The sequence below is a fragment of the Kribbella sp. NPDC002412 genome (genome assembly GCF_053592935.1).
In genome coordinates this window covers 100,162-113,660 of the sequence record NZ_JBSFBL010000019.1, presented here as the reverse complement: position 1 = coordinate 113,660, position 13,499 = coordinate 100,162, and the positions used below count along the sequence as shown (strand labels likewise).

The window sequence follows — 13,499 nt, the reverse complement described above, 5'->3', positions numbered from 1 at the left end:
ATGCGTCGCAATCTGATACGCCTGCTCGCGATCGGGCTCTTCACGGCCGCAGCCGCAACCATCACCAGTGCACCGGCCTCGGCCACTGTGCACGAGATCGTCGCCCAATGGTGCTCGGGGCAAGATGAGCTCGCCCCGCCCGGGATCTCCGGTGGAAGCAACGCCGGCAACTTCGCCCGGCCACTCGACGCGACAGGCTTCATCGAAGGGGTCGTCCCGTTCACCGGACCCGAAGGACCCGGCTTGCTGATCGACTTCAACTACGACCATCCGGCCGCGAAGGTCGTCGGCACCGGCGTCTTCGTCGTGATCGACCAGACGCCCGACGGCCCGCTCTACCTTGAACTCATCGAACCCAACCCGGCGTTCCCGGCCTTCCAGCGCTGCCCGAGACTCGCAACAGGCTGATCCGCCACTGCAGCACAAGTCGGCTGTGGTCCGGACTCGGACCACAGCCGAGCAGTCACGCACGGATCCGGCCGGATCTGTGCAGGCCGACGCGGCCAATCGACGTCGTCGGCAGAACACCGGATGCCGCCGGCATGCAGCACCAGGCAGCGGCACCGGCCTGCAGCCAACCGGCCTGGTTGCGTGCGTCCCGGCAATTCCGGTGCGTCGATGAACTCCGAGTCCTAGAGTGCGTGGGGTGAATCTCTCGCATCTCGGTGCACCGATCGGGCCGATGAACCGCGTCCACGGCGGGTTCGCCAACCGGATGTACCGGCTCGACACCGATCAAGGGTCGTTCGCGGTGAAGGAGTTGAACCTCGTCGACCGCCGCTCGGCGTACCACGTCGAGGACGTGTTCAGGTTCGAGCGGGCGGCCTTCGCTGCCGGCATCCCGATGCCGGAGCCGATCTCGGCCGGCGACCACACGCTCGTCCACCGGTGGGTCGAGGGAGAGAAGGTGCCCGAAGCACCGGTGTCGGCGGCGTACGCGTTCGAGATCGGAGAGATCCTCGCGCGCCTCCACGCGCTGGACGTCGAGTGGACCCACGGGTCGATCGAGGACCCGGCGCCACGGGACTGGCCCGAGCTCGCCCAGCGGGCGGCGGCGACCGGACAGCCGTGGGCCGACGAGCTCGCCGCCCACGTCGAGACGTTCCTCGCGATCGCCCACTTCGTCGACACCTGCGAACGGCCGGGCCCCGTCGTACTGACCCACCGGGACATCCAACCGTGGAACCTGCTCGCTCGCGACGGCCGGCCGGTAGTGCTCGACTGGGAGCTCTCGGGGATGCTCGACCTGGCCGGTGAGCTCGGCTCGACGGCCCTGAGCCTCGCGAAGGGACCTGGCTTCGACGACATCAAGCCCGCCATCTTCCGCTCGGTCCTCGACGGCTACGTCGCAGCGGGCGGAGCGCTGCCGCCGTCGGGACCAAGCTGGTTCGTGTTCATGATCGGTGGCTGGCTAGGGCACACGAGATGGAACATCCTCCGCTGCCTGACCGGCGTCGAGGCGACCACCGGCCCCGACCTCGCGCTCTCGCACGAGTCCGCCCGCAACGGCATCCGCGGCCTCCCCGACCTGTACGCCCGCCTTCCAGACCTCGAGATGCTGCTCGTGTGAGAGTGACCCGCTTCTGTGCGGGGTGCGCGACGTAGCGCGCACTTCCGATCCTGGGTGGCAGGCGACGACCTTACGCCGTCGCAGACGCGTGGAACCTACCCGCTGTCGTGGCCCTCGGCTGTCGACCAGCCACACAGTCCCCACCGCCGAACACCTCCAGCCGCTCCCCCGGCCCGCGCCGCGCCGAAGGCGCCGACAAACAGCGCCGCCGGAGGCGGTGTTCTTAGGGGCGGCGGTGGGCGGCTATGGCTCGGTGGGCTTCGTTCCACCAGAGGAGGAGGGTGCAGAAGGAGGCGGAGGCGAGACCCCAGGCGGCGCCGCGAGGGCCCCAGAGGTAGGCGCCGGCTACTCCGCAGGTGACGAGGATGACGGAGGAGATCAGGCGGACGCGGAGGCCTCGGGTGGCTGCGGCGAGGGCTCGCATGATGGCGAAGGCGCCGGCGTTCGACGCGCCGAAGGCCTGCAGGAGGATGACTGGGATCAGGACGTTGTGTGCTTGGTCCCAGACGCCGGGGCCCAGCAGCTCCCGGCCGACGACGGACGGCAGCAGGAGGAAGACGGCGCCCCAGGCCAGCGCGCCGGCACCGACACCGAGGGAGATCGCCAGGCCGACCAGCCAGAGGCGGCGGTAGGAGTGCTGGAGCGCGCGGGCGGCCTCGGGGACGGAGATCATCCGGATGCCCTGGTTGAGCACGTTCACCGGACCGAGCAGGACCTGCGCACCGCGGATGCCGGCGGTCGCGGCCAGGCTGGCGGCGGCGGTGATGCCGAGCATGTAGACCTGGATGGTGCCGGACACCGCGAGCATCTCCCCCATGTACTTCGGGGTGAGATCCCAGTGCGCCTTCACCCACTCGCGGATCAACTGCCGCCGAGGAGGCACCCCCGCCTGGAACCGCCCGGCGACGGCCGCGATGACCGCACCGAGCCCCCACCCGAGCGTCAGCGAGAACGCGGTCGCCGTGCCGGTCAGGTAGAGCCCGCCGAAGATCGCGAGCATGGCCAGCAACCAGATCAGGTCGTTCACGAACGCCCGGCGGCCCTCGCCGACCACGAAGAACGCCCACCGCCACGCGTCCTGCAGTAGCAACCCCGGCATCGTCACCGCGAACGCGACCAGCACGCCCTTCGACGGCACGCCCGGGAACGCCGCGATCGCCAGGCCGACGAGCAGCCCGGCGAACCCCATCAGCAACGCGGTCGCCGTACTGGCCCGCACCGCCCGCTCCCAGGCCGGGTTGCGATCACCGGAGTACCGGACGGCCAACGGCTCGGTGGCGATCGCCCGGGAGACGTTCAGCGCGATCGTGTACCCGCCGAAAGCGAGGGCGTAGACACCGAAGTCGGCGACCGTGCTGGACCGCGCGACGACCACGCCGACCGCCAGGTTGCTCAGGCTCGACAACGCCTGGTCGGCCAATCCCCAACTCGCCCGGCCGGCCGGTCCGGCCAGTCGCCGGAGCTTCGGCCGCCGGGGGAACTTCACGACAGCACTCTATGAGACAGGTGCCGGGGGTTTGCGCAGGACGCCGTACAGGAAGCGTGGGATGCCCAGGACGTACCGCTTCCACAGCCGGCGGGGCTCCTTGTAGAGCCGGTAGCTCCACTCCAGGCCGGCCCGCTGCATCCACAGCGGCGCCCGGTCCAGCCGGCCGGTGTGAAAGTCGAACGCGGCGCCGACCCCGATCAGGATCGCGGCGTTCAGCCGGTCCCGGTGCTCGGCCATCCAGCGTTCCTGCTTCGGCGCGCCGAGCCCGACCCAGATGATGTCCGGCCGGGCCTCGTTCAGCCGCGCCACCATCTCGGCGTCCTCGGCCTCGGTCAGCGGCCGGTACGGCGGGCACTCGACGCCGACCACCTTCAACGCCGGATGCCGCTCCTGGAACCTGTACCGCAGCTCCTCCGCGACCCCGTCCGCGCCGCCGTAGAAGTACTGCGTCCAGCCACGCTCGGCCGCCTCCGCCATCACGCGCTCGAGCAGGTCCGGCCCGGCGACCCGCGCCATCTGCTCGAACCCGGCCCGCTTGCCCGCCCACACCAGCGGCATCCCGTCCGGCACCGTCAGGCCGGACGTGTTGAACACCGAGGTGAGCTGCTCGTCGGCGCGCGCGTGCAGCAGCGAGTTCATGTCGGTCACACAGACCAGGTGCCGCTCGTCGCGGTCGATCCAGCGGCCGAACGTCTCGACGGTGTCGTCCAGGTTCGTGACGCTGACGTGGATGCCGAGTACGTCGACGCGGGCTGCGGTGTCAATGGCCGTCTGCATGTCAGTCCTCTTCGGTCAGGGCGGCCAGGTCCGCGTCGACCATGATCCGGACCAGCTCGGGCACGTGCACCTGGGCTTTCCACCCGAGCTCGGTGTTGGCTTTGGACGCGTCGCCGATCAGCGAGTCCACCTCGGTCGGACGCTCGTACCGCGCGTCGTAGTCGACGAAGTCCTCCCAGTCCATCCCGGCGTGCTCGAAGGCGAGCGAGACGAAGTCTTTGACCGAGTACGACGTCCCGGTCGCGATCACGTAGTCCGCCGGGGTGTCGTGCTGCAGCATCCGCCACATCGCCTCGACGTACTCCGGCGCGTAGCCCCAGTCCCGGCAGGCGTCCAGGTTGCCCAGGTACAGCCGCTTGTCGAGGCCGAGCTTGATCCGGGCCACCGCCCGGGTGATCTTCCGGGTCACGAACGTCTCGCCGCGGCGCGGACTCTCGTGGTTGAACAGGATGCCGTTGACCGCGAACATGTCGTACGCCTCGCGGTAGTTCCGGGTCATCCAGTAGCCGTAGAGCTTGGCGGCGCCGTACGGCGACCGCGGGTAGAACGGGGTCTCCTCGTTCTGCGGCGGTGGCGTCGCGCCGAACATCTCCGACGACGACGCCTGGTAGAACCGGCAGTCCAGCCCGATCATCCGGATCGCCTCGAGCAGCCGCGTCGTTCCCATCCCGGTGGTGTCACCGGTGTACTCCGGCTCGTCGAACGACACCCGGACATGGCTCTGCGCGGCCAGGTGGTACACCTCGGCCGGCTGGATCGAGGCCAGCAGCGTCACCAGTCGCGACCCGTCGGTCAGGTCGCCGTAGTGCAGGAACAGCCGCTTGTCCTCGGCTTGCGGGCCCTCGTACAGGTGGTCGATCCGGCGGGTGTTGAACGTCGATGCACGCCGGATCAGGCCGTGCACCTCGTACCCCTTGGCCAGCAGCAGCTCGGCCAGGTAGGACCCGTCCTGGCCGGTGATCCCGGTGACGAACGCCTTCTTCACGATGCCTGCTCCGCGAGGTACCACGCATACGTAGCGGCAACACCGTCTTCCAGGGAGATGGACGACTTCCAGCCCAGCGCGTTCAGCCGGCTCACGTCGAGCAGCTTGCGCGGGGTCCCGTCCGGCTTGGACAGGTCGTTGCTGATGGCACCCGTGTAGCCGACCGCCTTTGCGACCAGCTCGGCCAGCTCGCGGATGGTCACGTCGGCGCCGACGCCGACGTTGATCGGCTCCGGCTCGTCGTAGTGCTCCAGCAGGTGCAGGCACGCGTCGGCCAAGTCGTCCACGTGCAGGAACTCGCGCCGCGGCGTACCGCTCCCCCACAACACCACCTCGGGCGCACCCGACTCCTTGGCGTCGTGGAACCGCCGGATCAGCGCCGGCAGCACGTGCGAGCTGGTCAGGTCGAAGTTGTCGTTCGGCCCGTACAGGTTGGTCGGCATCGCCGAGATCCAGCGCAGCCCGTACTGCCGGCGGACCGCCTGGACCTGCATGATGCCGGCGATCTTGGCGATCGCGTACGCGTCGTTGGTCGGCTCGAGCTCACCGGTCAGCAGGCTCGACTCGCGGATCGGCTGCTCGGCGAACTTCGGGTAGATGCACGAGGACCCCAGGAACAGCAGCCGCGGCGTCCGCACCTCGAGCGCGGCGTCCATCAGGTTGACCTGGATGCGCAGGTTGTCGCTGAGGAACTCGGTCGGGTGGTCCCGGTTGGCCAGGATGCCGCCGACCCGGGCCGCCGCGTCGATCACCACGGCCGGCCGGTGCTCGCGCAGGAACGCGAAGGTCGCCGCCCGGTCCCGCAGGTCCAGCTCGGACGACGAGGCGCCGATCAGGTGCTGGTAGCCGGCCCCTTCGAGCCGGCGCCAGATCGCCGAACCGACCAGGCCACGGTGGCCGGCCACGTAGACGGGTGCATGAAGGTCCATCAGTACGCTCCTGCGCCGTAGATCACCGCGCGCACGGTCTTCCAGAGAATCAGCAGGTCGAGGGTCATCGACCAGTTGTCGACGTACCGCAGGTCGAGCCGGACCGACTCGTCCCAGGACAGGTCGCTGCGGCCGCTGACCTGCCACAGGCCGGTGATGCCGGGCTTGACCAGCATCCGGCGGGAGTCGTCGGCCGCGTACAGGGCGACCTCCTCCGACAGCGGCGGGCGCGGGCCGACCAGCGACATGTCGCCGCGCAGCACGTTGAACAGCTGCGGCACCTCGTCGAGGGAGAAGCGGCGGATCCACCGGCCGAGCGGGGTCATCCGCGGGTCGTCGCGCATCTTGAAGTGCACGCCGTTGCCGTCGCTCAGCGCGTACAGGTCACCGAGCCGCTGCTCGGCGTCGGAGTACATGCTGCGGAACTTCAGCATGGTGAACTCGACACCCGCGCGGCCGACCCGCTGCTGCCGGAAGAGCACCGGCCCGGGGCTGGACAGCCGTACGGCGATCGCCAGGCCGAGCAGCACCGGCGACAGCAACGTGATGAGACCGAGCGCGAACACCCGGTCGAAGACGGCCTTCATCAGGTGCGGTCCGCCGCTGACCGAGGGCCGCTCCAGGTGCAGCAGGGACAGGCCGGCGACCGGGCGGACGGAGATCCGCGGCCCGGCGACCTCGATGATGCCCGGCGACACGATCAGCTCGATGCCGCGCTGCTCCAGCGCCCAGGACAGCCGGCGCAGCGACTGCCCGGCCAGCTCGGGGTCGGTCGCGATCGCGACCACTTCCACCGCGTGCCGGTCGGCCGCGGCGAGGATGTCCGGTTCGTCGAGCTCCTCCGGCTGGATCGGCCCGGTCGAGTGCCCGTCGCCGCGCGGCCGGCAGGTGGCGACCACCCGGAACCCGTCGGTCGGCCGGCTCTCGAGGTGCTCACACAAGGTCGCGGCCGGACCGCTACGCCCGACCACGAGAACCCGATGCATGCAGCGACCTCGGACCCGGTGCCGGTGCAGGTCCTTCCGCAGCGCGTAGCGCAGCACCAGCGCCGTCCCCACCATCACCGGAATCGCCAGTACGACGAAGCCGCGAGCGATCTCGGTCTTGGTCACGTACGACGCCATCGCCACCGCGGCCGTGAGCCCGACGCCGGAACGCAGCAGCGACCGGAACTCGTCCGGGCCGGCGCCGAAGTAGCGGGGGTCGTAGCCCTTCGACAGCGCGACAGCGCCCACCCAGGCCAGCGGAAGCACGCTGCTCACGATCAGGTAGCCGCTGCCGACGTGGTACCCGAACCGGGTCAGCAGGGCGACCGAGACACCGACCATCGCGGCCAGCAGGTCGCCACCGACGGCGGCCCAGCGGTAGACCCCGACCCAGCGGGGCTCGGTCGAGCGGGACGGCAGCGGAACGATCGCGGGGACCTCGTGCGGCACCACCCAGAGCGGACGGCGGTCATCGACCGCGTCCGGCGCCTCTGCTCCGCTCACTCCGGCCTCTCGTCTCACGCTGCGACCACCGGGTCACGGTATGTACCCGCCGCAGTCTGCAGTCTGCCCTACCCACTGTCAAACGGAGATCGCCACCGAAGGTGACGGAACAACTGCGTTGCCTGAAATCCCCAGAATTCACCCGCCGGTCGGCGGCGCGACATCGCAGAGTACTACGCGCGAGGGCCGGCAGCGACGGAGACGCGGGGATGCTTGGCTAGAATTTGCGTAGGGGTGGAGTGGGGGACATGACACACGACGACATCGAGCGGTCGCGCGTGCCCGCGGGCCGGCCGGCACTGGCTCCGGCGGTTCGCCGCCCGGCCAAGGCCTTGGTGCTGCTCGGGCTGCCGGTGTTGGTCCTGCCCGCCCTGATCTACGCGGGAGACACCACCCCCAGCCGGCTGGACACCCGCGTCGAGCGGGCCGTTCTCGAGGGCGCGCCGCACGGCACCTGGGAGCTGATCCGCGGCATCGACTGGCTCGGCGAACCGATCGGCCGGGCCCTGTTGCTGATCGCGATCACCTTGGCCTGCTGGTTCGCCGGGCGACGTGCGCTGGCCGTCACCGCCGTGGTCAGCATGGTCGCGGTCACCGGGCTCGCCACCGTGCTGAAACCGTTGGTGGGCAGGCGGATCCACGCCGGCTTCCTGTCCTATCCCAGCGGGCACACCGCGGCGCTCACCGCCGCGGCGCTGATCATCGGGATCCTTCTGGCCGACGTGCTCGGCCTCGGCCCGATCGCGGGTACGGCGGTCATGCTCGGCGTCACCGTGGCCGGGGCCGCGGTGACCTCATGGGCGCAGATCATCCTGTCCGCGCACTATCCCACCGACACCGTCGGCGGTTTCGGCCTGTCCCTGGTCGTGGTCCCGGCGACCGCGCTGCTGACGGACGCCGCGCTCAGGCGAAGCGGCGGAAGACAGGCTTGACCGAACGTCCGCCCATCCACGGTGTCGGATCGTCGCCGTCCAGTGCCTTGCGGTAAACGACACAGGCCTGACCGACCACGTCGACCGTGTGCGCGATGTCCGCGTCGGTGAGCGCCGCGCTGACCACGAACGACGGCCCGATCACCCCGCCGAGGATCAGCTCGCGCAGGAACAGGGTGCGGAACTCCTGCGATGGCTGCCCCTCCTGGTCGAGGGTCGCGAAGACCATGTTGCTGGGCCGGCCCCGGACGACGACGTGGTCCTCGACCCCGGCCGCCGCGGCGACCTCCCGGACTCCCGACGCCAGCTTGTCGCCGAGCTCGTGCAGCCGGGCCGCGATGCCTTCCTCCTTGTAGACGTCCATCACCGCGATGGCGGCCGCGAGCGCGTGCGTCTCGGCGCCGTGCGTGGTGGACAGCAGGAACACTCGCTCGTGGTCGTCGCGCAGACCGCCGCGCTCCATGAACTCCCGCTTGCCGGCCAGGGCCGACACCGCGAACCCATTGCCGAGTGCCTTGCCGAAGGTGGAGAGGTCGGGCGTCACGCCGTACACGCCCTGGGCGCCGGCCTCGGAGAAGCGGAAGCCGGTGATCATCTCGTCGAAGATCAGCAGCGCGCCGTAGCGGTGGGCGAGGTCGCGGAGGGCTTCGAGGTAGCCGGCCGGCGGGTCGTGCTGGGTGGCCGCCTCCAGGATCAGGCAGGCGATCTGGCCCTCGTGCCGGGTCAGCAACTCCTCGGTCGCGGCCAGATCGCCGTACGGGAAGGCCACCGTCAGGTCGCCGATCTCGTCCGGGATGCCGGCCGCCATCGGGGTCCGGGTGATGAACCAGTCGTCGATCGAGAAGAACGCGTGGTCGGAGCAGATCGCGACCAGCGGCTTCCCGGTGACCGCGCGGGCCAGCTTCACCGCGGCGGTGGTGGCGTCCGAGCCGTTCTTGGCGAACTTCACCATGTCCGCGGTCGGCACCGAGGCCAGGAACCGCTCGGCCGCCTCGAGCTCGACGATGCTCGGCCGGACGAAGTTGCTGCCGCGGCCGAGCTCGCGCCGGACCGCCTCCAGCACCTTCGGGTGGGCGTGGCCGAGGCTGACCGCGCGCAGCCCGGAGCCGTACTCGACGTACTCGTTGCGGTCGACGTCCCAGACGTGCGCGCCGAGGCCGTGCGAGATCACCGGCGCCATGTCCTGCGGGTACTGGTCGTCGCCCTTGGCGTAGGTGTGCGCGCCACCCGGGACGAGCTCGTGCAACCGGGCGTTGGCCCGGAACGACTTGCCGAACGACTTGGTCATGACAGTCTCCTGGTGGCTTCGGCGAGCGACGGCGCGGCCTTGTCCCGGTCGGACATCAACGTGACCGGCAGCGGCCACTCGATCGCCAGGCCGGGATCGTCGAAGGCGATCGACACGTCCTCGCTCGGGTCGTGGGCCCGGTCGATCCGGTACGAGACGTCGGCCGGGTCGGTGAGCGCCTGGAAGCCGTGCGCGCACCCGGCCGGGACGTAGACGGTGACCTGGTTGTCCCCGGTCAGCTCGAAGTACTCGACGTTGCGGTAGGTCGGCGAGTCCGGGCGCAGGTCGACGACGACGTCGAGGACAGCGCCGTACGAGCAGCGCACCAGCTTCGCCTCCCCCGCGCCCGCGCGCACGTGCATGCCGCGGACGACGCCCTTCACCGACCGGGAGATGCTGTCCTGCACGAACGCGTCCGGGTCGAGGCCGGCCGCCGCGACCACGTCGCGGTCGTAGGTCCGCGAGAAGAAGCCGCGCTCGTCCCGGTGCGGTGTCGGCAGGAACATCAGCCCGCCGGCGATCCTCGGTACCTGGATGACGTCCATCGATCCTCCTAGTGCCTGCTCACCCGGACCGCCGGGCCGGCGGCGAACAGGGTCTTGGACAACACGGCGAACTGCTGCTCGAGCAGTACGGCGTACTCGGTGTTCTTCTCGCGCATGGCCGGCTCGAGCCGGGTCGCCCGCGCCTCGAGGGCGCGGAACTGCTCGATCAGCCGCGGCACGCTGAGGTTGCGGATGGACTGGCGGAACTCGGCCAGCCGCATGTCCTCCATCAGGATGTCGTTCTTGGTCGCGTAGCTGATCGAGATGGTCGGTTTCGACAGCCGCAGCGCGGACTGCACGTTGTGGTACCGCGAGGCCACGACCAGGTCCGTCCCGGCCAGCTGGCTCATCAGCTCGCCGAGCGAGTCCGCCGGCTCCCGGACCAGCCGGGACTCGACCAGCTCCGGCCGGGTCTTCCGCAGGTCGTCGTACACGGCGGTCACCACGACCTCGTCGGCCGGGTCACCGGTGACGAGCCGGATCCGGTAGCCGTCGTCGACCAGCCAGCGGGCGAACTCGACGATCTTGGCCTCGTACTCGGCGTAGATCTCGTCCGCCCGGCCCCGGTCGGCACTGGTGCCGTGGTAGTCCATCAGGCCGAGCCCGACGGTCTTGCGCGGCCGCTGCGACGGCTCGGGCGGGACCGGTTCGGGCAGCGCGAAGGCGAGGTCGGGGTAGACCTCGTCCCGGCTGACGTCGAGCCCCATCACCCGCATCGAGTCGCGGGACAGGTGGTCCCGGTACGAGCGGTACGTCGCCAGTCGCGCCGCGCCGGTGTAGAGCCACCGGATCGACCGCTCCCGGGCCACGTTCGCGCCGACGCTGACGAAGGCGACCTTGGCGCCGGCCATCCGGGCCGACACGCACATCAGCAGCAGCGCGTACGGCCAGCCCCACGGGTTCAGCTCCAGGGTCGTCTCGAGCACGCCCATGCCGGGCACGACCACCACGTCGCACCGGCGGAACAGCCGCGGCATGCGGACCAGGTCGGCGACCTTGCCGAACAGCTTGCGCGCGACCGTGGTGAGCCGGGTCCGGCCCGGACCGTGCGCGCCGTACCAGGTGATCGCCGTCGACGGGATGCCGTACTGCCGTTCGAGCTCCTCAGGGCCGGAGCACACACAGCTGATCTCGGCGTCCGGGTGGCTGGTCCGGAGGAACCGCAGCATCGCGTCGAGCGACCCGTGGTTGCCCAGGTTGCCCGATCCCAGCAGGCCGAAGATGGCGATCCGTAGCGGCCTGCGAGTCCCCGCTGTAGTCATTCCTAGGAAGCCCTCCGCTGACCGGCGACCGCGGAGCTCTCCGGGATCGCGGTCGGGGCGCTGGGCGATGCGCTGTCCTCGATGCGGCGCGACGACGAGCCGGGCATGGCCCGGTCCGCCAGCCAGTGCGCCAGGTGGCCGTAGCACTTGCGCCGGTCCGACGACGACAGCGGCGCGCGGCGGATCCCGCCGACGAAGCCGCCGACGTACTCGGCCAGCAGCCGGGCCGTCGGGTGCTTGAGCCGGCTGGCCCGCCGGGGTTCCATGTTCGCGGACCGGGAGCGGATGGTCGGCTTGGCCCGCTCGGCCCGGTCCGGGTGGTCCCGGCGGAAGAACAGCAGCTCGGGCACCTGGTGGAACCGGCCGTACAGGCACAGCTCGGCCATGATGGTGCGGTCGGAGTGGTGGTAGCTGCCGTTCAGCGGCGTCCGGCGCAGGATGTCCGAGCGCATCACGCCGTAGAAGTCGTCGCCGCCGACCCCGAACAGCAGGCTCTTGAACCGCTCCGGCGCCCGCGGGTCATCGGTGGCCAGCGGGTAGTCGACCTTCAGCACGATGTCGCCGTTCCCGTCGATGATCGCCTGGTGCGCGTGCGCCAGCACCAGCGCCGGGTCGTCGTCGAGCGCCTCGATGCAGCGCAGCAGCAGGTCGCGGCCGTAGAGGTCGTCGTACGACGCCCACTTGAACAGCTCGCCGCCGCTGTGCTCGAAGGTCCAGTTGTGGTTCGGTGTCGCGCCGATGTTCACCGGCTGCCGGTAGTAGCTGATCCGTGAGTCCTTGGCCAGGTACTCGCGGCAGATCTCCTCCGTGCTGTCGGTGGAGGCGTTGTCCGAGATGACCAGCTCGAAATCGCCGTAGCTCTGTCCCAGCAGGGCGTCGAGGGACTCGGCCAGGTACTTCTCCCCGTTGTAGACCGGCAGGCCGACACTCAGCCTTGGTACCGCGTTCATGTGCTCCTCATTTCTGGCATCTGTTGCCGGTCCGCCGCCCCAGCCGGTTCCGGTTCCGTCCCATGCCGCCGCTCGCGGATCCCCACCCGGAGACTCCACCACCAGACGATCGCCCCGACGAACGTCGCGCCCGCCGCCCCCCAGGCCGACCCGAGGGCGCCCCCCAGCACCCCACCGCCGACCCCGCCCACCAGGTACGCCGCCGAGGCGTACAGCTGGGCCTTCAGACTCCGCCGAGCCACCCCGAGTGCGCGCAGGCCCGCCGACGCACCGGTGTAGAAGCTGGCGAACATCACCGACAAGGTTGCCGGCACCAACAACGGCTCCGTGGAGTCCCAGACCTCGCCGAGCACCGCGTGTCCCCAGGCATGCGGCAGCAGGAACACCAGCCCCAGGCCCCACGCGAGCGCCGCCAGCGCCTGGGCGCTGCCGAGCAGTAGGCAGAACTTCCGCAGCGCCCCCAGCGAGCGGCGGAGCATCCGCGCCGCCTCCGGAACCGCCACCAGACCGATCCCGGAGAGCACGATGAAGAACGGCCCGAGCATCATCTCTGCGCCGCGGACGGTGCCGACCGCGGCCACGCCGGCGAACGCGCCCAGGCCGTACATCTTCAGCTGGTACGCGCCGCTGATCGTGGTGTTCTCGGCCAGGTAGCGCAGCCCGAGATCCCGATGGTCGTGCAGCCAGTGCAGAGCCTGGAACAGCCGGGGTACGACGCCGGCCTGCAAACCACTGACCAGCGCCGCGAAGATCCCGGCCGCTCCCCAGGCCAGGACGAACTTGGTCACGCTCGGACCGTCGTGCTTGGCCAGGTAGAGCAGCGGCACCAGCGCGACCGCCCACGTGATGTCGCTGAGGAACGCCTTGCCGCCTTGGCCGGAGGCGAAGAACGCGAACCGCCAGCTGTCCTGCAGCATCAGCCCGGGCAGCACGCAGCCCAGCGCGACGAACGCGGCGCCGGGCCGGCCACCGAGCGCGGCGCCGACCCCGACACAGATCAGGCCCATCGCCAGGCCGACCGCGATCGCCATCCCGGACGAGCGCGCCACGGCCTTCTTCCACACCTCGTGCGGCACCCCGCTGAAGCGCACCGCCAGCGGATCGGTCGCGAGTCCACGGGAGATGTTGACCACCAGGCCGTAGGTGACCCAGGCCAGGCTGAAGGCGCCGAACTCCGCGGCGCCCAGCGACCGGGCCACGACGATGCCGACCACGAAGCTGACCAGGCTGGTGACAGCCTGGTCAGCAAGACCCCAGGTAACGCGGCGCAGCACCCCTCGCA

Annotated in this window: 13 protein-coding genes; 3 read left to right on the top strand and 10 right to left on the bottom strand. The window is 70.4% G+C overall.

Annotation, left to right across the window (positions count from 1 at the left end; genetic code table 11):
* On the top strand, positions 1-408 hold the full coding sequence (locus ACWCOV_RS17730; protein ID WP_449830340.1) for a hypothetical protein: 408 nt from the start codon (positions 1-3) through the stop codon (positions 406-408).
* Between the two features lie 238 nt (positions 409-646).
* Entirely contained in the window at positions 647-1,570 is a 924-nt protein-coding gene (locus ACWCOV_RS17725; protein ID WP_449830339.1) for a phosphotransferase family protein, read from the top strand.
* Positions 1,571-1,793: 223 nt separating this feature from the next.
* Here the strand turns inward: ACWCOV_RS17725 and ACWCOV_RS17720 are convergent, their stop codons facing one another.
* Genes ACWCOV_RS17720 through ACWCOV_RS17700 form a run of 5 tightly spaced genes read right to left on the bottom strand, consistent with a single transcriptional unit; the run spans position 1,794 to position 7,240 of the window.
* On the bottom strand, positions 1,794-3,056 hold the full coding sequence (locus ACWCOV_RS17720) for a hypothetical protein (RefSeq protein ID WP_449830338.1): 1,263 nt from the start codon (positions 3,054-3,056) through the stop codon (positions 1,794-1,796).
* 9 nt (positions 3,057-3,065) lie between these two features.
* Positions 3,066-3,836, bottom strand: coding sequence for a WecB/TagA/CpsF family glycosyltransferase (locus ACWCOV_RS17715; protein ID WP_449830337.1), 771 nt, complete (start codon positions 3,834-3,836; stop codon positions 3,066-3,068).
* A gap of 1 nt (position 3,837) precedes the next feature.
* A complete protein-coding gene (gmd, locus tag ACWCOV_RS17710; protein WP_449830336.1) occupies positions 3,838-4,821 on the bottom strand; it encodes a GDP-mannose 4,6-dehydratase in 984 nt (327 codons plus the stop codon).
* Positions 4,818-5,750, bottom strand: coding sequence for a GDP-L-fucose synthase family protein (locus ACWCOV_RS17705; RefSeq protein ID WP_449830335.1), 933 nt, complete (start codon positions 5,748-5,750; stop codon positions 4,818-4,820). The genes gmd and ACWCOV_RS17705 overlap by 4 nt, the downstream gene beginning before the upstream one ends.
* Complete coding sequence (locus ACWCOV_RS17700) at positions 5,750-7,240, bottom strand: sugar transferase (protein WP_449830334.1); 1,491 nt, start codon at positions 7,238-7,240, stop codon at positions 5,750-5,752. The genes ACWCOV_RS17705 and ACWCOV_RS17700 overlap by 1 nt, the downstream gene beginning before the upstream one ends.
* A 248-nt stretch (positions 7,241-7,488) precedes the next feature.
* Here ACWCOV_RS17700 and ACWCOV_RS17695 point away from each other — a divergent pair, with 248 nt between their 5' ends.
* The gene (locus ACWCOV_RS17695) at positions 7,489-8,172 is read left to right on the top strand and encodes a phosphatase PAP2 family protein (protein WP_449830333.1); all 684 of its coding nucleotides are present in this window, start codon (positions 7,489-7,491) and stop codon (positions 8,170-8,172) included.
* On the opposite strand, the gene ACWCOV_RS17690 is transcribed toward ACWCOV_RS17695, so the two are convergent.
* Genes ACWCOV_RS17690 through ACWCOV_RS17670 form a run of 5 tightly spaced genes read right to left on the bottom strand, consistent with a single transcriptional unit; the run spans position 8,144 to position 13,491 of the window.
* Positions 8,144-9,460, bottom strand: coding sequence for a glutamate-1-semialdehyde 2,1-aminomutase (locus tag ACWCOV_RS17690; protein ID WP_449830332.1), 1,317 nt, complete (start codon positions 9,458-9,460; stop codon positions 8,144-8,146). The two genes, ACWCOV_RS17695 and ACWCOV_RS17690, sit on opposite strands and share 29 nt — an antisense overlap.
* A complete protein-coding gene (locus tag ACWCOV_RS17685) occupies positions 9,457-10,005 on the bottom strand; it encodes a dTDP-4-dehydrorhamnose 3,5-epimerase family protein (protein WP_449830331.1) in 549 nt (182 codons plus the stop codon). Before ACWCOV_RS17685 ends, ACWCOV_RS17690 begins: the two co-directional genes overlap by 4 nt.
* An 8-nt stretch (positions 10,006-10,013) precedes the next feature.
* Positions 10,014-11,267 (bottom strand): polysaccharide pyruvyl transferase family protein, encoded by a 1,254-nt coding sequence (locus ACWCOV_RS17680; RefSeq protein ID WP_449830330.1) that lies wholly within the window; start codon positions 11,265-11,267, stop codon positions 10,014-10,016.
* A gap of 2 nt (positions 11,268-11,269) precedes the next feature.
* Entirely contained in the window at positions 11,270-12,217 is a 948-nt protein-coding gene (locus ACWCOV_RS17675; RefSeq protein ID WP_449830329.1) for a glycosyltransferase family 2 protein, read from the bottom strand.
* The gene (locus tag ACWCOV_RS17670; RefSeq protein ID WP_449830328.1) at positions 12,214-13,491 is read right to left on the bottom strand and encodes a hypothetical protein; all 1,278 of its coding nucleotides are present in this window, start codon (positions 13,489-13,491) and stop codon (positions 12,214-12,216) included. Before ACWCOV_RS17670 ends, ACWCOV_RS17675 begins: the two co-directional genes overlap by 4 nt.
* Positions 13,492-13,499 lie beyond the last annotated feature (8 nt).